We start from the raw sequence: 22,113 nt of genomic DNA, 5'->3' as shown, positions 1-22,113 counted from the left end.
TTTAATGATATAATAAAAAAGGAATTTTAAAACAGATTTTTTGGGATTAGGAGGGGTCAATATGGCTGATGTGAAAAGTAGAAGAGAGAAAATAAGCAGCAGTTTGGAAGAAGGTTCGATGTTGATTCTTTACTCAGGAAAGAGTCCAGTAAAAAGCGCAGACGAAACCTATAGCTTTACTCCGGATCGAAACTTCTATTATTTTACTGATTTAGATATAGAAAACGCTTATTTAGTAATTCACAAAACCGAATCAAAAACAGTTGAAAAACTATTCATAGAAAGAAACGATCCAAAGTTAGCTAGGTGGGTTGGTGAAAAACCAAGCAAAGAACATTGTTCTAAGTTTAGTAAAATTCAAGAAGAAGATATATCTTTTTTGGATGAATTAAATGGATATATTGGAGACACCTTATCAAGGTTTAACATTAAGAGCCTATATTTGTATTTAAAATCTCCTCATTGGGAAAATTTGACAAAAGAAAAGCTAATTGCTCAAGAAATACAAAGATTATTTCCATATGTCAGTGTAAAAGATGTTTCAGCAAAAATCGCAGAATTGAGAACTATTAAAGATGAAGAAGAAATCAATAATATTAAAAAAGCTATTGAAATTACAAGAGAAGGGATTTTGAACATAATTAAAAATTCAAAACCTGGAATGTACGAGTACGAGCTCGAAGCATATTTCGATTTTTCTTTAAGAAAAAGTGGGGTAAAAGATTTAGCTTTTAAACCAATAGTAGCTTCAGGACCAAACTCTACGATTTTACATTACTCTGCCAACGAACGAAAAACACAAGAGGGCGATTTAGTATTGTTGGACTTGGGGGCACAATATAATTACTATAGTGGGGATATATCAAGAACTTTCCCCATAACTAGACAGTTTTCCCCAAGACAAGCAGAAATTTACCAAATTGTTTTAAATACCCAGAAAGAAGTTCAGTCACAAGTAAAACCAGGTTTGACCCTTTTTGAATTGAATGAAATTGCTAAGAAATCGTTAGCAGAAAGTTGTAAAAAAATAGGATTGATTAAAACCGATGAAGAACTTTCAAAATATTACTTTCATTCTGTGAGTCACTTTTTAGGTTTGGATACCCATGACGTAGGAGATAAGAATATTCCTTTAAAACCAGGAATGGTTATTACCAATGAACCAGGCCTTTATATAGAAGAAGAGGGTATCGGCGTTCGCATAGAAGATGATCTTCTAATAACTGAGAATGGATGCGAAAACTTGTCCAGAGAAATCCCCAAAGAAATAGAAGAAATTGAATGTATTTGGAGTGTGCTTTAATGGTAATTTTGGGAATAGATCCAGGCTACGGAAGGATAGGATACGGCGTCCTTGAAAAAAAAGGTAACATGTTCAACTTAATTGATTATGGTGTAATATACACCAGCAAAGAAGACGAACTTCCCAAAAGGTTACTGAACATAGACGAACAGCTTAGAAACTTAATAGAAACCTATAAGCCTGATGAGTCTGCTGTAGAAAAATTGTACTTCTTTAAAAACGTTGCAACCGCCATACAGGTAGGAGAGGCTAGAGGTGTTATACTACTTTGTTTAGAAAAAGAAAATATACCAATTTATGAATACACACCTTTTCAGATAAAACAGGCTGTTACAGGATATGGAAGGGCTGAAAAAGGACAGATTCAAAGGACTTTAAAATTATTATTGAAGTTGGAAAAGACACCTACTCCAGATGATGCAGCAGACGCATTAGCCACGGCTTTTTGTCATGGAAATTTTAGGAGGAGCTTCAAAAATGCAGGATATTAAAAATTTCTTGATGGAAAATGTAGGTTTTGTTCCTTTTGAACTAAGTGGAGAAATCATTGTAAAAGACGAAGAGGCAGAAATCAATTTACAGGATATAGGTAAAGATATCGATGAAGCTTCATTGAAGCTTTTCTTTAGTAGACTTCTCAAGAGAGAAGTCAAAATCTCTTTTACAAATGATGAAGGACCTGAATTTATCGTAAGAAATTGGCAACAGTTGATAATGAATCATCGTTTAAAAGATTATCTAAGACTTTTAAAGCCAGAATATAACCAAAAAAACAAAATAGTATTTAAAACGTACTCACCGATAGTAATAAACAGGCTAACAAAAGAAAAAGAGGAATTGGATAATATTTTATTTAAATATCTCGGTGACAGAATCCCTTATCAAATCATGATAGATGAAAGTTTAAAACCCACTTTTATCGATGATAGTTATCACAGGCCTGATACCGAGGATAGTAACTTGATGTCTAATTCAGATATTTCCAAAAAATTAGATGATACAGAAAGAGTCGTAATTATGGGAAGGGATTTTAAAAAGGTACCACAACCGTTATCGTTACTTCCTTCAAATGAAGGAAGTAACGTGGTAGTTAACGGGAAAATATTTTACAAAGAGTACAATGAAAAAGGTCCTATATCTACTCTTTATATCACTGATAAAAAAAGTTCCGCGGTTGTAAAAACATTTTCTGAAACGGCTAATAATTTAAACAATGAATTAGATGAGGGAGATAACGTATTAATTGAAGGAAGCATTTTTTATGATTCTTTTAGTCATGAATTTGCAATTAGACCTACAAATATAGTTAAGTTAAAAGAAGAAACTCTCGAAAGGAAAGATAACTACCCCACAAAAAGGGTGGAGCTTCATTTGCATTCAAAACTAAGTGCTATGGAAGGTTTACTCGATGTGGGCGAAATAGTGAAGACCATAAAAAATTGGGGCCATAAGGCGGTAGCTATAACTGATTCTGGTGTTGTTCAAAGTATTCCAGAATTCTATGAAAAAGCGGTCGCAGTAGGTATTAAACCAATTTTTGGGATTCAAGCATATGTCGTTGATGAATTTGTAAATATTATAAGTTTGCTGACAAAAGATAAAAAAATAAGTGAAACTGAGTTTGTTGTTTTTGACTTGGAAACCACTGGATTAGAACCTGCCATGAACGAAATTATTGAGATTGGTGCCGTGAAAATAAAGAATATGAAAATCGTGTCTAAGTTTCATCGTTTGGTGAAGCCAAGAAAACCTGTCTCAAACTTTACAAGTAATTTCACAGGTATAACGAATCAGATGCTGGAAGTTGAAAAACCGATAGAGGAAGTCCTACCTCAATTTTTGAGTTTCATAGAAGGTGCGGTTTTAGTTGCACATAACGCAATTTTTGATTACCGTTTTATACGGGAATGGGTTAGAAGAGTTTATAATGAACACTTTGAGCAAACTTATATAGATACCGTAGCCCTTTCAAAATCCTTGTTAACTTTGAAAAGCTATGGCTTGGCTAAGGTAGTTGAGGAGCTAAAACTCGGTAGTTTTGAACACCATAGGGCTCATGAAGACGCTAATATAACCGCTTTGGTGTTTTTAAAACTTATAGAAATGGCAAAATCCCAGAATGTGGAAATGTTGTCTGATCTTGAAAAATTAAAAAAATTCATAGATTTTAAGAGAATCCAACCGAACGATACGACTATTTTGGTCAAAAACAAAACCGGTCTTAAAAACCTTTATAAACTTGTTTCAAATGCCCATGTAAAATATTTTTACAGAGTACCTAGGATTTTAAAAAGTGAACTATCCCGAATGAGAGAAGGTTTGCTTATAGGTAGTAGTGGAACCGAAGATGGAGAAATCTTTCAGACCTATCTCAGAGGTGGATCTCATGATGAAATTATCGAAATCGCCAAATTTTACGATTATCTGGAATTAACTCCATTGGATGCTTTATCAGATAAAACTATTTCAGAAGAACAATTAAAAAAGATCTATCAAGATATATATAACCTTGGTAACGAATTGAACATGCCAGTTGTAATGGTCTCAAACGCTCATTACTTAGATAAAGAAGATCAAATCTTTTACAACGCATTAAAAGTAGGGGAAAAGAGAAAGACTTCTTCTGCACACAGATATTTGCGTACAACGGATGAGATGATAGAAGAAGCTCAAAGAATTTTTGGGGATAAAGAAATTGCCGAGAAAATTGTCATAACCAATACTAATGAGATTGCAGATCAAATAGAAATAATAAAGCCTCTTAGTAACAAACTTCATCCTCCAAAAATAGAGAATGCAGAAGTAGAGATAGAAGAACTTGCGAAGAAAAAAGCGTATGAAATATATGGGAATCCTTTACCAGAAATTGTTGAAAGCCGATTGAATAGAGAACTAGAATCCATCGTAAAACATGGTTATGCGGTACTTTATCTAATTGCCCAAAAAATCGTACAAAAATCTTTAGAAGATGGGTACTTGGTTGGTTCCAGGGGTTCCGTTGGTTCTTCTTTGGTGGCTACTATGTTGGGAATAACTGAGATAAATCCTCTACCTCCTCATTATATATGTCCAAGTTGTAAAAATGTGGAGTTTTTTGATAAAGAGGAAATAGGTTCTGGGTATGATCTTGTCGATAAAAAATGTGAAAAATGTGGAGCAAAAATGAAAAAAGATGGCCAAGATATCCCATTTGAAACATTCATGGGATTTGAAGGTGACAAAATACCCGATATAGATTTGAATTTTTCTGGAGATTACCAAAACATGGCACATAAATACATAGAAAAAATGTTCGGAGAAGATCATGTTTTTCGAGCGGGTACTATATCAACAATTGCAGATAGAACTGCCTTTGGCTTCGCTAAAAAATATTGCGAAGAGCAGGGGATAGTAAAAAATAGTGAAATAATGAGAATAGTCAAGGCGATAACAGGGGTAAAACGAACGACAGGACAACATCCGGGTGGATTAATGATAGTTCCAAAAGAAGAGGAAGTTTACGATTACACACCGATTCAGTTCCCCGCCAATGATAATAAATCAAATGTTCAAACTACTCATTTTGATTACCACGTAATACATAACGATCTTGTAAAATTAGACGCACTCGGGCACGATGACCCTACATTCATTAAAATGATGTCTGATTTAACTGGGGTAGACCCTATGACTATTCCCATGGACGACAAGAAAACCTTGAGTTTGTTCTCTTCTACAAAAGCATTGAAAATAGACTTAAAAAATGAATTGGGTACAACCGTTGGAACGTTAGGGGTCCCGGAGTTTGGTACTACTTTTGTCAGAATGATGTTGGAAGACACAAGGCCAAAGAGTTTTTCTGAATTGGTAAGAATATCTGGCTTATCACATGGCACCGATGTATGGGCTGGAATAGCTAAAAACTGGATAGACAGGAAGATTGCAACTTTAGACGAGGTAATTTCTTGTAGAGATGATATAATGAATTATTTACTATCCAAAGGCGCTCCACCCAAAAGTGCTTTTTCGATAATGGAAAAGGTGAGAAAAGGCAAAGGTATCGACGAAGAAGACATTGAACTAATGAAAGAATTAAAAGTGCCTGAATGGTTCATCATCTCTTGTCAAAAAATTAAATATCTCTTTCCAAAAGCTCATGCGGCTGCTTACGTTAGTATGGCCTTTAGAATCGCATGGTTTAAAGTTCATTATCCTTTAGCTTTTTATTCTACGTATTTTACCGTCAAAGGTGATGAATTCAACTTAAAAGTCATTTTCTCCGGTAGAGATGCAATCAAAAAAAGGATATTTGAACTGCGTAATATGGATTTGGATGTTCGCAAAAAAAATGAGATGGTCGTATTAGAGTTGGCATTGGAAATGATGCTCAGAGGTTATAATTTTAAAATGGTTGATTTGAACAAGTCTGATTCAAAAAAGTTTTTGATAGATGGAAATTCTCTTGTTGTGCCTTTTATCAAGGTACCTAATCTAGGCGAAAAAGCTGCAGAAAATATTATTAAATCAAGAGAGAGCGGGTTTAAATCCATAGAAGATTTTGCTGCAAAGAGTGGGTGTAACAGAACGAACGTTGAGACTTTAAGGGAATTAGGAGTATTGAAAGACTTGCCAGAAACAAATCAAATGTCACTATTTAAAGGATGAAATAAATGGAAGGTTGGTTGACTTATGGTGAATTAAAAAATATTACAAAACTTCTTGACGCATTCTGTGGTTCCGTTGAACCTTCCTTCAGAAATGCTTACTTTTATTATGACAGGGCTCTCAAAATTTATGCGACAGATGGATGTGCGAAGATATATCTGAATATTACCAAAGAATTCCTTCCGTTTGATGGGGTTGCCTCCGTTCCAATTCAATACTTAAAGGGAATTATAAGGGATACGAAGTTAAAAGATGATTCTTTGGTTAAATTAACTGTAGAAGATAAGCTCATATCCTTTGAAATTCAAGGGATCACATTGAATAGTAAAATCGAAAAGATGGATACCCAACAAATCGAGGTTAGTAGAGAATTTACTTTATTAAGCAAGAAAGAAATAGGATCTTTTCTTAATAAACTTGATTTTGTTTCTGCTTCTGCCAACGAAGGAGATGTCATTGACTTTTTTACGTTCAATGATAACTTAATTTTTGGTTATATGAGTAATTATTATAAATTGAACAGCATCTACGGAAATGTCCGGGAAGAGTTTCATAGAGAAATTCCGTTTATTTCCGCCCGGCATATAGTTAAATCTTTAAACCTTTTGAAAAAAAGTTCTATCCTCGATTTTGGTATAGACAAAAAAGATATTGTATTAAGAATGCCAGGAATATTCATTAAAATATGTTCGTCCATGCCTTCTTACAATAAAAATTTGTTGGTAACCCAAAAGAGCTTTGTCGAAGAAAAAGAGATCAACACAAGGGAATTAAAAAAGGTTTTGTCAAAACTATATGTAACATTTTCTGAAAGTAATATTGCCTATTTACTCTTAAATAAAGGAAACAGCTACATTTACAAAGAAAACAACAATTCAAAAATATCTTTTAAATTGCCCTATTCTTTTGAAAATCAATATTTAATAACGATACATATTAGAAAAATTCGCTCAATTTTATCGAGAATGTCAGAAAATATAATATTTTACTTATCCCCCAAAGAATTAGTTTTGGTAGAAAAGAAAAACGAAAAAAGGGCCAGTTTCTTAGTTCAAGAGTTCAGAAAGTTAACTTAACTAAATTATCTCCCCGAGATAAAGCGTTAACAGTAATTTAGAAAAACATCGTTCTCTTGAAAAGAAATTAGGATATAATTTTGTTGTAATAGCGACAATTTTAGTTATATTTAATTTAGTCGGGGAGGAAATGTATGAGAAGTATTTTAAGTTTCTTTCGGGATTTTGGAAGAATTTTCAAGTCTTTATCAAAAGATTTAGATATGTACGTCGAGAAAGATCCGGTTGCAAAAAACAAGTGGAAGGTATTTTTCACTTCCATCCCTTTTCACGGGTTGATGGCTTACCGTTTTGCTAATTTCTTTTATAGGTACAAGATATATCCTGTTTCTTACATTATATATGTGTTGAGTAAGATAGTACATTCTATGGATATACATCCCGCAGCCTATATTGAACCTGGAGTAGTCATTGACCACGGTTTTGGCGTTGTTATTGGAGAAACTGCGAGCGTTGGTAGCGGGACGTTGATCTATCATGGGGTAACTCTGGGAGCTAAAACTGTTACCACCGGAAAAAGACACCCAATAGTTGGTAAAAATGTTATGATCGGTGCTGGAGCTAAAGTTCTTGGACATATATACATAGGAGATGAATCGGTCATTGGCGCTAACTCTGTCGTTTTAATGGATGTGCCGCCTAAATCATTGGCAGTTGGGGTACCGGCAAAAATCAAAAAAATCAATTGTCCCTCTTCTAATTACTATGACTTAAACAATACGATAAACTCGGATTTTGTAATTTAAATGATTCTATTTAAAAAAATCTAGCAGTGAAAGATTTTTTTGTTGAATCTAATCTGAAATAAAATTAAACATATGGAAGGTGATCTTTTGATTTACACGTCGATAGGGAACACTCCAATTATTACATTATCAAAGATTATTCAACCTGGAAGGGTTTTTGTTAAATTAGAAAAAAATAATCCCGCAGGTAGTGTAAAAGATAGGCCTGCATTTTTTATGATACGAGATGGTGAAATTAAGAACAAACTTAATGAAAGCCAAAATATAATTGTAGAACCAACGAGTGGAAACACCGGTATAGCTTTGGCAGCAATTGGTAGAAGCAGAGGTTATCGAGTCATATTAACTATGCCTGAAAGTATGAGTGAAGAAAGAAAGAAAATTTTAAAGTTTTTTGGTGCCGAGTTGATACTTACTCCCGCCGATCAAGGAATGAAAGGAGCAATTAACAAGGCTTTAGAGATTGTGAACGAAACAAAAGGGTATATGCCCAATCAGTTCTCAAATCCTGCCAATCCATATTCACATGAAGTAACTACCGGACCTGAAATTATCAAACAGATGGACTATTCTTTGGAAGCTTTTGTTGCAGGAGTAGGAACCGGTGGTACAATAACTGGGGTAGCGAGGGCGTTAAAAAAAGCATTTTCAGAATGTGTTAGAATAGTGGCAGTAGAACCAACCAGTTCACCTGTTATATCTGGAGGTAACCCTGGTAAACATAAGATTCAAGGTATAGGAGCGGGATTCATTCCAGATAATTTGGATCAGAATCTAATAGATGAAGTAATCCAGATAAATGACGAAGAAGCTATTGAAATGACTAAACAACTTGCAAAAGACGAAGGATTGTTTGTAGGGATATCTTCAGGCGCAAATATACTGGCAGCGATCAAATTAGCCGATAGAATGGGAAAAGGTAGAAGAATTGTTACCATTGCCCCCGATAGTGGGGATAAATATATGAGTTTATTGTGAATTTATGTTAACATATACATGGTATAATTAGTCTCGATCTTAAACAGAGTAAAGAAACACAGAACAGGAGGAATTATTGATGTCAGAAAAGTATTGCTCTTTTTGTGGGAAACCAGCAAGCCAAGCAGAAGCTTTAATTGCCGGTCCTAACGGTATTTATATTTGTGACGAGTGTATTAATCTTTTTCAAGAGTTAGTTGAAGAGAATAAAACAAAAAACGGGGAAAAGACTGAAACAAAAGTTAAACCCCTTCCAACTCCACGACAGATAAAATCAGAACTGGATAAATATGTAATTGGTCAAGAAACAGCTAAGAAAATAATTTCTGTTGCTGTTTACAATCATTATAAGAGAATATATTCTTCAAAGAATATCAATGATGTTGAGTTAGATAAATCTAACGTTTTATTGATCGGTCCCACAGGTACTGGAAAGACTTTGATCGCTCAAACTTTGGCTCGGATATTAGATGTTCCCTTTGCCATTGCAGATGCTACCACTTTAACTGAAGCTGGGTACGTTGGAGAAGATGTTGAAAACGTTATACTAAGGCTTTTGCAAGCTTGTGATTATGATGTAAAAAAAGCTGAAAAAGGGATAATTTATATCGATGAAATTGATAAAATATCAAGGAAATCGCCAAACCCATCAATCACCAGGGACGTTTCTGGTGAAGGAGTGCAACAGGCATTACTTAAAATTGTTGAAGGGACTTTAGCAAACGTTCCCCCTCAAGGAGGAAGAAAACATCCTTACCAAGAATTTATCCAAATAGATACCTCAAAGATTCTTTTTATTGCAGGAGGGGCGTTTGACGGTTTGACAGACATAATAAAACACAGGGTAAAGGATTCTTCTTTAGGATTTGGAGCCGACATAAAAAGTAACAACAAACAGAGAGATGGTGAGGTCTTAAAAAATATTGTCCAAGATGATCTTATTAAGTATGGGTTAATTCCAGAATTTGTTGGTAGGTTCCCTGTCGTTGCAACCCTCAACGATTTGGATGAAGAAGACCTCATTAAGATCGCCATGGAGCCAAAGAATGCTTTATTCAAACAATATCAAAAGATGTTGGAAATAGAAGGTATAAAGCTAGAAATTACTGCTGAAGCTATGAAAGAGATATGTTCGCAAGCCTTGAAACGAGGCACGGGTGCAAGGGCTTTAAAAACAATATTTGAAGAGATAATGCTCGATGTAATGTATGAAGCTCCGGAGATAAAAAATAAAATTAATAAAATTGTTATAGATGAAGAGGTTGTAACTAAGAAAAAACCAGCCGTGAAAAGGAAAGAAAGCGCTTGAACATATTAGAAAGTGAAAAAGATCCAATCATTTTTGGAATAGAAACATCTTGTGATGAAACGGCTGTGGCGATATTAAAAGGTAAAGATCAACTGCTTTCTAATTTAGTTAATTCACAGATCGATGTTCATAAGGTATTTGGAGGAGTTGTACCAGAAGTTGCCGCTCGAAAACATGTCGAAGTTTTGTACAAACTAAGTTTGAAAGCCTTCGAAGAGGCACAAATTACCCCAAACGACATAGATGCAGTTAGTGTATCTTTCGGCCCTGGATTAATCGGGGCTTTACTTATCGGGGTGAGTTTTGCTAAGGGGATGTCTTTGTCCTTGGGGAAACCGTTAATTGGTGTAAATCATTTAATGGGGCATATATACGCTAACTTTCTCGATTTCCCAAATCTGAAACCTCCTTTTGTCACATTATTAGTTTCCGGTGGACATACAGCAATTTTGCTAGTTAAAGATTATTTGGACTTTGAAATAATAGGGGAAACACGTGATGATGCGGCAGGAGAAGCCTTTGATAAAGTCGCAAGGATTTTGGATTTGGGTTATCCAGGAGGACCAGTTATAGATGAAATTTCAAAAAAGGCTCAAAAATTGTACGATTTTCCTAGACCCTTGTATGATAAAGAATACGACTTTTCTTTTTCTGGCTTAAAAACATCTGTTTTGTATTTTGTAAGAGATTATCCGCAGGCAAAAAAAGAAGATATAGCCGCTTCATTTCAAGAAGCGATAATAGACACACTTGTTCATAAAGTTACTAAATTTGCAATTAAAGAAAGTATAAAAGATATTGTAATAGCAGGGGGAGTTGCTGCAAACTCTCTATTGAGAGAAAAATTGAATGCTTTTAAAGACAAATTGAATATCTATTATCCAAGACAATCGTTATGTACTGATAATGCAGCAATGATATGCCGGGCTGGATACGAAAAATATGTAAGAAACATGTTTGATACGTTAGAGTTGGATGTTGTTCCTAATTTGGGATTATCTAAAATATAACGACATTTAGTTTTGTGGATGGTTGACGGTAAGGGATTATTATGATATAATAACTTTCGGAAAAGTTAATAACTATTATGGAGAGATGGCCGAGTGGTCGAAGGCGCACGCCTGGAGAGCGTGTGACGGTTAAAAGCTGTCCGTGGGTTCAAATCCCACTCTCTCCGCCATTAAAAATAATAAATGCTGGAAAATTCCCAGCATTTATTATATTATTTTCTTATTTTACAGTTTCTTTCATTCCTGCTTTTATTGCTTTTAAATTTATTTCTAGCAATTTTCCCTTTTTCCCTGTCAACTTTTCTTTCAACGCTTCTTCTACGGCTTCAAAGCTTACCGCTTGAGTTGCTTTTAAGTAAGCTCCAAGCATAACCATATTTAAAACTTTTAAATTCCCAAGCTCGTCTGCTATTTCATTGGCTGGTACTTTTACTAACTGTATGTCTTTTCTTTCTGGTTTCCTATCGATCACAGAAGAGTTGATCAACAATAGCCCATTCTCTTTCAATGTTTTTTCAAACTTTATCATAGACGGAATATTGAAGGCAGCAACTTCATTTGGTTCGTCTAAAACTGGCGAGGCAATGTATTCATCAGAGATTATTACCGTACAGTTAGCTGTTCCACCTCGCATTTCAGGTCCGTAGGATGGAAGCCATGTGGTATATTTTCCATCAATCATAGCCGCTAAAGAAATTATCTGACCGAAAAGCATGACACCTTGTCCACCAAAGCCGGCGGCTATTAATCCATGGTATGACATAAAAACACCTCCATTTATTTATTCCCTTTGATATTTGTAAGAACAAGGGAATATAAGATGATTAGTGAACTTCTCCAACTTTATCAACATATACACCTAAAGGGAACTCTTTTACCATATTATCTTCCAACCACTTCATAGATTCTATGGGTGTTAATCCCCAATTAGTGGGACATGTTGATAAAACTTCAACTAAACCAAAACCTATATTATTGAGTTGAGCATAAAAAGCCTTTTTTAAATACTTTTTTGTTTTTATTACGTCTTGTGGAGTTGTAACTTTTGTACGAGCTAGAAACGCCACTCCTGACAATTCTTTTAGAACTTCTGAAACATGAATGGGATACCCTTCAATATTTTCTCTTCTTCCATATGGGGTAGTTGTAGTTTTCATTCCTAAAAGGGTAGTTGGTGCCATTTGCCCTCCTGTCATACCGTATATAGCATTGTTTATAAAAATGGTTGTAATACGTTCTCCTCTGTTTGCTGCATGTATTATTTCTGCGGTTCCAATAGCTGCTAAATCACCGTCTCCTTGGTATGTAAAAACAACATTATCTGGGCTGGCTCTTTTAATACCAGTAGCTACGGCAGGTGCCCTTCCGTGAGCTGCTACAGTGCCATCTACATCAAAAAATTCGTAAGCAAATACGGAACATCCAACAGGTGCAACCATTATAGTTTTCCCTTGTATGTCAAGTTCGTCTATTACTTCAGCGATCAATCTATGAACAATTCCGTGAGAACATCCTGGGCAATATGTAAACTCTTTTCCACTTAATGATGTTGGTGCTTTAAACCTTTCTGCATAGGCCATTAACTTCACCTTCTTTTAAATTATTTCCATTAATTTTGCCAATACTTCTCCCGGGGTTGGAATTATACCGCCTGTTCTTCCATAAAATTCTACAGGCTTTTTTCCGTTGACTGCCAGTCTTACATCTTCCACCATCTGACCAAAACTCATTTCTACTGTGAAGAACAATTTAGCGTTTTCAGCGTATCTTCCTAATTCTTCATATGGAAAGGGCCATAAACTTATTGGGCGAAATACCCCCGCTTTTACGCCTTTTTCTCTGGCACTATCTGCAACTGATTTTACTATTCTTCCCATCGTCCCATAGGCAACCAACACAATTTCCGCATCGTTTAATTTGTATTCTTCAAATAGTTTTTCTTCTTTTACTATTGTTTTGTATTTTTCATGTCTTTGAATATTCATTTTTTCTAATTTTACAGGGTCCAAATCAAAAGATGTAACTCTGTGTACTTCTCGCTGCATTTTTGTTCCAGTCAATGCCCAATCCGAATGATCGGGTAAAGTGTTTAGATTTTTAAAGCTAGGGAATGAAACTGGCTCCATCATTTGACCAAGTAATCCATCTGTTAACACTAACACTGGGATTCTGTACTTATCGGCTACATCGAAAGCACGAATGGTCAATTCAACAGCTTCTTGAAGGGATTCAGGACCATATACGATCAATTTATAATCGCCATGTCCGCCCCCTTTTGTGGCTTGAAAATAGTCTGATTGCGCTGGTTGAATATCTCCTAAGCCAGGTCCTCCTCTCATCACGTTTACAAAAACGCATGGGAGTTCAGCCCCTGCTATGTAAGAAACCCCTTCTTGCATTAAAGAGAATCCAGGAGAAGAAGTGGAGGTCATAACCCTTTTTCCGGTGCTAGCTGCTCCATATATCATATTTGCCACGGCAACTTCACTTTCAGCTTGTAAAAAAGTCCCATTTACTTCAGGTAATCTTCTTGCCATGTATTCTGTTAATTCACTTTGAGGAGTAATTGGGTAACCAAAATATAATCTACATCCTGCTCTTATTGCAGCTTCACCTATTGCTTCTGTACCCTTAACCATAACTTTTTCGGTTTTTTCCATAAAAATCAACTCCTTGCCTTTTCTAGTACTTTTACAGTTATACATACATCGGGACACATTTGATAGCAAAAACCGCATCCTATACAATTTTCGATGTTTTTAACTTGTGCTGGATGATACCCTTTGTTGTTGTACCCTTTAGAAAATTCAAGGACATCTTTGGGACAAGCTTGAATACAGAGACCGCACCCTTTGCACCTTTCTTTATCGATATCAATTGCAAACTTTGTCTCTTTCATCGTTTTCCCTCCAATCATTTATTGGCATTAAGGGGGGTACCCCCTTAAGAACCCCCAAATTTAAATTTATCCCAAAAAAACTTTTTGCACAGAGCCGCAAAAGGGGATACCCCCTTAAGAACCCCCAAATTTAAATTTATCCCAAAAAAACTTTTTGCACAGAGCTGCAAAAGCGTAGCAAACGAGATTTTGGGAGACATTTCTAAAGCATTGCAAACAAACTATTTTGCACAGATCAGCAAAAACCATAGTTCCCAAAAAATCTTTGAATCACAAATTTTTCAAACTTAGCGTTTATCTTATCTTCTAAATCTCTAGTTACTACTGTAAATGCGATGGGAATATTTGTTATGTTGGATACTTCTCCTATTATGTTTTCTCCTTCTTCTATGATTTCTTTAGTTGTTTCATTTTGAATGTTTGAATTTACAACTAAATAATTTATTTTTAATCGTGAACTATTTTCTAGAGATTGCAAATTTTTTATTATATATTCCTTAGTATCCATAAAAGGTCTTCTCGTGTTGATTACAAAATACAGAGCACATTTTGCATTATCTATATAATTTTTTAAAGATCCTAAAACTTTTACACCATCTTCGTTTCCCCCGACGTCTATTACCGTTTTATAATCTTGGTTTGTTATGTATCCTCCTATTTCACCAGGTACAATGGGAACGTCTGCATGCATGTATTTTTCTGGGGGAGCGATTACCTTAATATCTTTTCGATTCAATTCTTCAATTTTATCTCTTACCCGAAAATACGGGCTTATTATATCCAAATCCGCAATTGCTACATTCTTGTTCTCTTTTTTTAATTCCAAGGCTACGTTCATAGAAACTTCCGTTTTTCCAGAACCAAACATCCCAACAAAAATATGAACTTGATAATCTTTTAATAAATTTTTCAACATGTATTTAGAGCTCCTTATTAGTACGTTTTTGCTTGTTCTTCTTTTTTTAATACTCTAAGCGCCGCTAAGGCTAAGGCTTTTTCTTCGTCTCCTCCAGGAAACACATACACTGGGGCGATGAAACTTACTTTTTCTTTTATTTGAGGAACAAGAAACTCATTTTCGTATGCCATTCCGCCAGTTAAAGCTATGGCATCAACGTCAAAATTCAAAACTGCTGACATTTTACCTATCCATTTAACGATTTGATGTATCAACCCAGAATATACTAATTCGGCTTTTTTATCCCCGTTTTTTATTCTTTTTACGACCTCTCTCACATCGTTAGTACCTAAATAAGCAATTAACCCTCCATTACCTTTTATGAACTTTCTTATTTCACCTTCAGAATACTTTCCTGAGTAGCAAAGGTCTATAAACCCAACAAGGGGCAACGTCCCAGATCTTTCGGGGGTGAAAGGGCCATCTCCATCAAGGGCATTGTTCACATCAATTACCCTGCCTTTTTTGTGTGCTCCGATGGATATCCCCCCGCCCATATGAACAACGATGAGATTCAAGTCATAATAATCACGGCCTAATTTTTCACTGAGCGATCTTGCTACTGCTTTTTGATTTAAAGCATGAAAAATCGATTTTCTTTGAAAGAAAGGGTGACCTGAAACTCTTGCTATATCTTCCATCTCATCCACCACAACGGGATCGGCTATGTAAGCTTTTACACCAATCTGTTCAGCTAGTTCGTTTGCTATAAGAGCCCCTAAATTTGATTCGTGTTCTCCGTATTTGGCTTTTTGTAACTCTTCTAACATCTGATCGGTTATTTCATAAGTTCCACTTGGTATAGGTCTTAAGAGTCCTCCGCGCCCAATGATGGCTGAAAAACTGTGTAAGTTTATTCCTTCTTCATTCAAAAACTGTAAAATCGTATTCTTCCTCAATTCGTATTGATCGGCAACAGTCTTGTATTTTTTCAATTCGTTCACATCGTGATCTATGACTTTTTTTAGCCTTTGATTTTCATCTTCATAAACAGCAATTTTAGTCGATGTGGACCCTGGATTTATAACGAGAATTTTATACATATGAATTCTCCTTTTTAAATTTAAGACATCAAGATTGAAAACGCCATGGCGTTGAGTTTGGATTCATCACTATCGGCTCTAGAGGTTAAAACTACCGGTTTTTGCCCCCTACAATTGAACTCGCCAGCTTTGCATCGGCGAAATATACTAAGGTCTTATACAATATGTTTCCCGCTTCTATATCGGGCATGATTAATATATCCGCATCTCCAGCGACTTCACTGTTTATTCCTTTGTGTGTAGCAGCTTCTTTAGAAATGGCATTGTCCATAGCAAAAGGTCCGTCTACTATGCATCCTTTTATCTGGCCTCTTCTGTTCATTTGTGCTAATATTGCCGCTTCTACTGTTGCAGGCATCTTGGGGTTAACCTGCTCTAATGCCCCTACAACGGCAACTTTTGGTGTTTCTATACCTAACTTATGGGCTACTGACACAGCGTTGTTTATAATATCAACTTTTTGTTCAAGAGTCGGAGCAATCACCATACCAGCATCAGAGATTATCAACAACTTGTGGTATCTGGGTATTTCAAAGACACAGACTAAATTCATCGTTTTTCCTGTTTTTAAACCATATTCATCCTTTAAATATACCGATAAAATCTCAGAGGTGTTAAGTTTTCCTTTCATAGGAAGATCGGCTTCTCCATTGGCAACGGCTTGTATTGCTCCTTTTGCTGCTTCAAGAGGGGTTGAAGCATCTCTGATTTCTATGTTGGTGGTATCAAGTCCAATTTCTTCTGATATATGTTGGATCTTTGTTTTATCTCCGTACAAGATAAAGTTACATAAATCAATTTCCTTAGCTTTTTGAACAGCTTTCAAGACAACATCATCTTCGGCAGCTGCCACCGCAATCGTTTTTGATCTGTGCTCATTTTTTACTAATTCGATAATCTGTCTAATGTTCTCAATTTTCATAAAATATTTTCACCCTCCCATATCTTTGTATCTTCCAACTGTTCGAGTGCTCTCAAGGCTCCTAAGGCGAGTCCTTCCATCTCGTAAGCTCCAGGGTAAACCATTACCACCCCTAACTTATCGATCCTTCTTTTGATCAATTCAACAAAGTAGTCACTGTGAGCCATTCCACCAGTTAAGATAATTGCATCGAGATCTCCACCCAGAATTGCTGCCATCCCACCTATTTCCTTTGAGACTTGATAAGCCATGGCTTCTACAATTAATTTTGCATATTCATCTTTTTCGGCAAGTTTTAAAGCATCTTTTAAACTTGCTGTTTTTAAATATGCAAACAAACCTCCTTTTCCTACAAATGTTGATTTGACATCATTTTTGGAGTATGAATGCATATTTTTAAAAATCCATTTTGCAAGGTCCCCCATTGGTAATTCTCCCGTTCTTTGTGAGCTAAAAGGTCCTTCATCTGTTGCGTTGTTAACGTCGATCATAAGGCCTTTTCTCTGCGCACCAACAGAGATTCCACCGCCCAAGTGAGCTATGACAAAATTGCATTTTTCATATTCTTTATTCAATTCTTTAGCAGCGAATCTTGCAACTATTTTCATGTTCAAAGCGTGGAATAAACTGTGTCTTTCAAGTTGTGGTATTCCAGAAATTCTCGCCTCGGGGATAAACTCATCAACAGAAATAGGATCAGTAATGAAAACAGGTAAGCCTTTCGAGGAATTCTTTGATAGTTCAAAGGCTATTACAGCAGCTAGGTTCGATGCGTGTTCAACTCTTGTTTTGGTTTTTAGGTAATTAACCATATCCTCATTCACCTGGTAAGTTCCACTTTTCATAGGAGGAAGTATCCCCCCTCTAGCAGCTATCGCATCTAATTCATTGATAGATATGTTGTATCTTTTTAGAAAATCTTCTACGCACTTTTTACGAAAAGGAAGTTGGTCCATAATCGTTTTACAATTTTCTATCTCGCTAACGGAATGCTCTATACTTTCTGAGATTACTTCTTTCTCATCCTCAAAAAGTGAGAGCTTTGTAGACGTTGCACCTGGATTTATGACCAATATTTTATACATAAAGCTCCTCCCATAATCAGTTTTTTAGGATTTGCTACGGATAGAATTCGCATTTACATAATTTTCTGCAACTTTTCTCAATCTTCTTATACCCTCTTTTATTTCTTCGTGTGAAGGAAGGCAGAAAGATAATCGCATGTGATTTTTTTCCACCTCGTTTACATAAAATGCCTCTCCCGGAACGTACAATACTTTGTTCTTCTTTGCTTCTTCAAACATTTCCATAGTATCTACCCATTCTGGAAAAGTTAACCATATGAAGAGCCCACCCTCCGGGCGAGTCCAACTTACCCCTTGCATATCACCGAATTCCTCTTCTAACGCCTTCAACATCGTATCTTTTTTTGATTTATAAAGTTCTAATGTGGGTTTTAACTGTTCGATCCTATCGTGAGCTTGGAGGTATCTAGCGGCTAGTCTCTGGGTCAAAGATGGTGTACATAGATCTACACCTTGTTTAAGTATTGTTAGCTTTCTTAATAAGTCTTTTGATGCAACAATTATCCCAATTCTCAGACCTGGACACAAAATTTTAGAAAATGTGTTTAATAAGACCGTTCTTTCTGGATCAAGAGAGTAAATTGACGGAATTGGTTCTCCCTCAAATCTCAACGAACCATAAGGATCATCCTCGAGAATTAAAAAATCATATTTATGTGCTAAGTTAATTAATTTCTTTCTTTTTTCTAACGACATAGTTACCCCAGCAGGATTTTGAAATGTAGGCACCACGTAAACGAATTTAAACTTATCTATTTCTCCCTTAGTTACTAACTCTTCTAATTTTTCTTCAAGGATATCAACATTCATTCCATCATCTTCTAAAGGTATTTCCATAAATTTAGGAAACATTTGTCTAAAAGCGCTGACTGCACCCAAATAAACTGGTTTTCCTACAGCACAGTAAGAATCTTCATCGAGCAGTGCTAGACCTATCAATTGTAGGGCTTGCTGGGAACCAACAGTTATCAACATATTCTCCGGAGATACCCCTTCTATTCCTTCGTGTTTTTTTAGTAGATTTATATAAGCGTTTTTTAATTCGTTATCTCCCTCGGTAGGACCATACTGTAGTGTTATTTTGTATTCTTCTTTAACAATTTTTGCCGCAATTTCTCCTAATTCTTCTCGAGGAAAAGTCTCTGGATCAGGTACACCCCCACCAAACGATATCGTTTCAGGCTCAGAAGCTACCTTCAATAATTCCCTTATAATGCTTGCTTTCGCCGTTTTTGCAACTTTTGAAAACTTTTTTTCGTAGTTCATAATTTGCCCCCCTTTTCATTATTTATCCTACAACTCAATTATAATCAAATAATCGAGATAAGTCAAAGTCAGTTACAGACGATTACAGACGTTTATTGACGATTAGAAGCATTTATTGGGCATATGAAAAAAATTTCATGAAATATATTTCATAATAAAATTTTAACATTGATATATGATAGCTGATCTTAATTAATTTCGAAAATTAAATAGTGTGTTAAAATATTAAAAACATGATTTTTTAATGAGCAATCTTATAATTTTAAAAAAGAGGTGTTGACAGTGTGGGAAGATTTAAAGAGTTCTGATAACGAAGTTTACGAGATTCTTCAAAAAGAGCTTAAAAGGCAAGAGTATGGTTTAGAATTGATTGCATCAGAGAATTATGCGTCAAAATCTGTTATGGAAGCCGCAGGAAGTATTTTTACGAATAAATATGCCGAAGGTTACCCAAAAAGAAGATATTATGGAGGATGTGAATATATAGACGAGGTTGAGACGCTTGCTCGGGATAGAGCAAAAGAACTTTTCAATGCAAAGTTTGCGAACGTTCAACCCCATTCAGGGTCCCAAGCGAATATGGGCGCTTATCTAGCGCTTATGAAACCTGGGGATACATTAATGGGAATGTCGTTGAGCCATGGTGGCCATCTAACCCATGGCGCTCCAGTAAATTTCTCAGGTATGTTGTTCAATGTTGTTTCTTATGGTGTCGATGAAGAAACGGAAACAATCAATTATGATGAGGTTGAAAGAATAGCGAAGGATGCAAAACCTAAAGTTATTGTGGCAGGTGGGAGTGCATACTCTAGGATAATAGATTTTAAAAGATTTAGAGAGATAGCCGATGAAGTTGGTGCGTATTTAATGGTTGATATGGCCCATTTTGCAGGATTAGTTGCCGCTGGTATTCATCCAAACCCAGTTGAGTACGCGCATGTCGTTACTTCGACAACGCATAAAACTTTAAGAGGGCCAAGAGGTGGGATTATTCTCACAAACGATAGTGATATTTACAAATCAATCAATAAAATCATTTTTCCAGGGATACAAGGCGGTCCCTTAGAACATATAATAGCGGCAAAGGCTGTTGCTTTTAAAGAAGCTATGAGTGGAGAGTTCAAAGAATATCAAAAACAAGTTGTTAAAAATTCTAAAGCTTTAAGCGAAGAACTTTCTAATCAAAGTTTGAGAATCGTCTCAGGCGGAACGGATACGCATTTGTTCTTGGTGGATCTATCTGAGCTTAATATAACAGGGAAAGCCCTTGAAAACGCATTAGGACAATGTGATATCACGGTTAACAAAAATACTGTTCCCAAAGAAAAGTTGTCACCCTTCGTGACTAGTGGAATAAGGATTGGTACCCCTGCGGTTACCACACGTGGTATGAAAGAAGAAGAAATGAAAGAAATCGCTTCAATGATAGCAAAAGTTGCAAACAATGTTCTTGATGAAGAAGGGAATATAGATAAAGATTTAGCACAAGAAATTAAAAAAGATGTTGTTTCTCTCTGTCAACGTTTTCCAATGTATGCAGATTTGATTGAGTGAAAGGGGCGCCTACTGGTGCCCCTTTTATATTATTTCCAACTATTCAAATAATCTTTTTGCTCTTCAGATAGGGTGTCTATCTCAATTCCTAATGTTTTTAGGTTAATTTGTGCTATTTTTTCGTCTATTTCATAAGGTACTGGGGAAAGATTTACTTTCATATTTTGGTGGTTTTCTTTTATATATTTTGCACCCTCTAACTGTAAACTAAAGGAGAGATCCATTATTTCTGCGGGATGACCATCGCCGTTAACAAGATTAACCAGTCTTCCTTGTCCTAATAAAAATACGCTTTTCCCATTAGGTAATTTGTATTCTTCTACTCCGTTTCTTACGTTGATTTTGTCTACCGCAACTTCTTCCAAATCTTTTACCTTTACTTCAACGTCAAAATGTCCGGCATTGGAAAGAATCGCACCTTCTTTCATTTCTAAAAAGTGCCTCTTCGTTATTACATCGATGTCACCTGTTACCGTTACAAAAAAATCCCCGTATTTTACTGCTTCATCCATTTTCATAACTCTAAATCCATCCATTATCGCTTCGTTAGCTTTTATTGGATCAACTTCGGTTATTATAACGTTAGCGCCTAATCCCTTTGCTCTCATGGCAACACCTTTACCACACCAACCGTACCCTGCTACAACTACTATTTTACCAGAAACAGAAAGGTTAGTTGATCTCATAATCCCGTCCCACGTTGATTGGCCTGTACCGTATCTGTTGTCGAACAAATATTTCATGTAAGAGTCGTTTATTAAAATCACAGGTACAGGTAATTTATTTTCTTTGAAAAGGGATTTGTATCTTTTTACACCTGTGGTGGTTTCTTCACAGATTCCCCAGAGATTGCTTACTTTTTCAGGGTGTTTCTCTATCAAGGTTATTCCCAAATCTGCTCCGTCGTCTAAAATTATGTTAGGATTAGTTTCTAATATTTTATCGATATTTTTCCAATAGACTGATTCATCTAAAGTTCTTTCTGCATGTACGTTGAGTCCATATTCTTTCAGAGCTTCTACGACATCTTCTTGTGTGGATAAGGGGTTACTCCCTGTTATAGCAACGTTGGCACCTAATTCGTGTAATACTATTCCTAAATAGGCTGTTTTCGCCTCTAAATGGATGCTTATAGCTACATTTACACCTTCAAAGGGTTTTTCTGTTTGGTATAGATCTTTTAAATAGTTTAAGACTTTCATGTGCTTTTTTACCCATTCTATTTTCTTTTTGCCGCTTTCTGCTAGTGAAGTCATAGTAGTCCTCCCCTTATTTTTAAAAATTATACTCTAAAACATTAGATATAGCGCCCATTCCCCG

The 22,113-nt window shown here is 35.8% G+C and carries 18 protein-coding genes, 1 tRNA gene and 1 pseudogene; 10 read left to right on the top strand and 10 right to left on the bottom strand.

Annotated features, from left to right (window positions below; translation table 11 throughout):
- Nucleotides 1-61: 61 nt before the first annotated feature.
- From NAAC61_RS08040 to NAAC61_RS08000, 9 genes are all read left to right on the top strand, one after another.
- A complete protein-coding gene (locus NAAC61_RS08040) occupies nucleotides 62-1,303 on the top strand; it encodes an aminopeptidase P family protein (RefSeq protein WP_202695661.1) in 1,242 nt (413 codons plus the stop codon).
- Nucleotides 1,303-1,794, top strand: a complete 492-nt coding sequence (ruvC, locus tag NAAC61_RS08035) for a crossover junction endodeoxyribonuclease RuvC (RefSeq protein ID WP_012209286.1) — start codon at nucleotides 1,303-1,305, stop codon at nucleotides 1,792-1,794. Before NAAC61_RS08040 ends, ruvC begins: the two co-directional genes overlap by 1 nt.
- Nucleotides 1,781-5,947, top strand: a complete 4,167-nt coding sequence (locus NAAC61_RS08030) for a PolC-type DNA polymerase III (protein ID WP_103064496.1) — start codon at nucleotides 1,781-1,783, stop codon at nucleotides 5,945-5,947. The genes ruvC and NAAC61_RS08030 overlap by 14 nt, the downstream gene beginning before the upstream one ends.
- A 5-nt stretch (nucleotides 5,948-5,952) precedes the next feature.
- Nucleotides 5,953-7,023 carry a hypothetical protein gene (locus NAAC61_RS08025; protein WP_012209284.1) on the top strand — a complete coding sequence of 357 codons (1,071 nt, stop codon included), beginning with the start codon at nucleotides 5,953-5,955 and terminating at the stop codon, nucleotides 7,021-7,023.
- A gap of 134 nt (nucleotides 7,024-7,157) precedes the next feature.
- Nucleotides 7,158-7,769 carry a serine O-acetyltransferase EpsC gene (epsC, locus tag NAAC61_RS11065; protein ID WP_012209283.1) on the top strand — a complete coding sequence of 204 codons (612 nt, stop codon included), beginning with the start codon at nucleotides 7,158-7,160 and terminating at the stop codon, nucleotides 7,767-7,769.
- A gap of 87 nt (nucleotides 7,770-7,856) precedes the next feature.
- The gene (cysK, locus tag NAAC61_RS08015) at nucleotides 7,857-8,747 is read left to right on the top strand and encodes a cysteine synthase A (protein ID WP_237729839.1); all 891 of its coding nucleotides are present in this window, start codon (nucleotides 7,857-7,859) and stop codon (nucleotides 8,745-8,747) included.
- A gap of 79 nt (nucleotides 8,748-8,826) precedes the next feature.
- Nucleotides 8,827-10,056, top strand: coding sequence for an ATP-dependent Clp protease ATP-binding subunit ClpX (clpX, locus tag NAAC61_RS08010; protein WP_202695659.1), 1,230 nt, complete (start codon nucleotides 8,827-8,829; stop codon nucleotides 10,054-10,056).
- On the top strand, nucleotides 10,053-11,066 hold the full coding sequence (tsaD, locus tag NAAC61_RS08005) for a tRNA (adenosine(37)-N6)-threonylcarbamoyltransferase complex transferase subunit TsaD (RefSeq protein ID WP_103064492.1): 1,014 nt from the start codon (nucleotides 10,053-10,055) through the stop codon (nucleotides 11,064-11,066). Before clpX ends, tsaD begins: the two co-directional genes overlap by 4 nt.
- Nucleotides 11,067-11,145: 79 nt before the next feature.
- Nucleotides 11,146-11,236: transfer RNA gene (locus tag NAAC61_RS08000), tRNA-Ser, on the top strand.
- A gap of 50 nt (nucleotides 11,237-11,286) precedes the next feature.
- On the opposite strand, the gene NAAC61_RS07995 is transcribed toward NAAC61_RS08000, so the two are convergent.
- From NAAC61_RS07995 to NAAC61_RS07955, 9 genes and pseudogenes are all read right to left on the bottom strand, one after another.
- Entirely contained in the window at nucleotides 11,287-11,829 is a 543-nt protein-coding gene (locus NAAC61_RS07995; protein ID WP_012209279.1) for a 2-oxoacid:acceptor oxidoreductase family protein, read from the bottom strand.
- Nucleotides 11,830-11,890: 61 nt separating this feature from the next.
- On the bottom strand, nucleotides 11,891-12,646 hold the full coding sequence (locus NAAC61_RS07990) for a thiamine pyrophosphate-dependent enzyme (protein WP_103064491.1): 756 nt from the start codon (nucleotides 12,644-12,646) through the stop codon (nucleotides 11,891-11,893).
- A gap of 15 nt (nucleotides 12,647-12,661) precedes the next feature.
- On the bottom strand, nucleotides 12,662-13,726 hold the full coding sequence (locus NAAC61_RS07985) for a 3-methyl-2-oxobutanoate dehydrogenase subunit VorB (protein ID WP_012209277.1): 1,065 nt from the start codon (nucleotides 13,724-13,726) through the stop codon (nucleotides 12,662-12,664).
- Nucleotides 13,727-13,731: 5 nt separating this feature from the next.
- Nucleotides 13,732-13,965: a 4Fe-4S dicluster domain-containing protein gene (locus NAAC61_RS07980; protein WP_012209276.1), complete on the bottom strand. Its 234-nt coding sequence runs from the start codon at nucleotides 13,963-13,965 to the stop codon at nucleotides 13,732-13,734.
- 235 nt (nucleotides 13,966-14,200) lie between these two features.
- Entirely contained in the window at nucleotides 14,201-14,881 is a 681-nt protein-coding gene (locus NAAC61_RS07975; protein WP_121515260.1) for a cobalamin biosynthesis protein CobQ, read from the bottom strand.
- A gap of 17 nt (nucleotides 14,882-14,898) precedes the next feature.
- Entirely contained in the window at nucleotides 14,899-15,966 is a 1,068-nt protein-coding gene (buk, locus tag NAAC61_RS07970) for a butyrate kinase (protein ID WP_012209274.1), read from the bottom strand.
- 20 nt (nucleotides 15,967-15,986) lie between these two features.
- Nucleotides 15,987-16,888, bottom strand: a pseudogene (locus tag NAAC61_RS07965) (bifunctional enoyl-CoA hydratase/phosphate acetyltransferase).
- Nucleotides 16,885-17,973, bottom strand: a complete 1,089-nt coding sequence (buk, locus tag NAAC61_RS07960) for a butyrate kinase (protein ID WP_012209272.1) — start codon at nucleotides 17,971-17,973, stop codon at nucleotides 16,885-16,887. The pseudogene NAAC61_RS07965 and the gene buk (NAAC61_RS07960) overlap by 4 nt, the downstream one beginning before the upstream one ends.
- A gap of 24 nt (nucleotides 17,974-17,997) precedes the next feature.
- Entirely contained in the window at nucleotides 17,998-19,239 is a 1,242-nt protein-coding gene (locus NAAC61_RS07955; RefSeq protein ID WP_012209271.1) for an aminotransferase-like domain-containing protein, read from the bottom strand.
- 282 nt (nucleotides 19,240-19,521) lie between these two features.
- Here NAAC61_RS07955 and glyA point away from each other — a divergent pair, with 282 nt between their 5' ends.
- Nucleotides 19,522-20,793, top strand: coding sequence for a serine hydroxymethyltransferase (glyA, locus tag NAAC61_RS07950; RefSeq protein WP_121515257.1), 1,272 nt, complete (start codon nucleotides 19,522-19,524; stop codon nucleotides 20,791-20,793).
- 29 nt (nucleotides 20,794-20,822) lie between these two features.
- Here the strand turns inward: glyA and NAAC61_RS07945 are convergent, their stop codons facing one another.
- On the bottom strand, nucleotides 20,823-22,049 hold the full coding sequence (locus NAAC61_RS07945) for an adenosylhomocysteinase (protein WP_202695658.1): 1,227 nt from the start codon (nucleotides 22,047-22,049) through the stop codon (nucleotides 20,823-20,825).
- Between the last annotated feature and the right edge of the window lie 64 nt (nucleotides 22,050-22,113).

Source organism: Petrotoga sp. 8T1HF07.NaAc.6.1, from assembly GCF_016772115.1.
In the GTDB taxonomy this organism is placed as follows: domain Bacteria; phylum Thermotogota; class Thermotogae; order Petrotogales; family Petrotogaceae; genus Petrotoga; species Petrotoga mobilis.
Note: the sequence above shows the minus strand (reverse complement) of the source record. Positions and strands in the feature narration are given on the sequence as shown.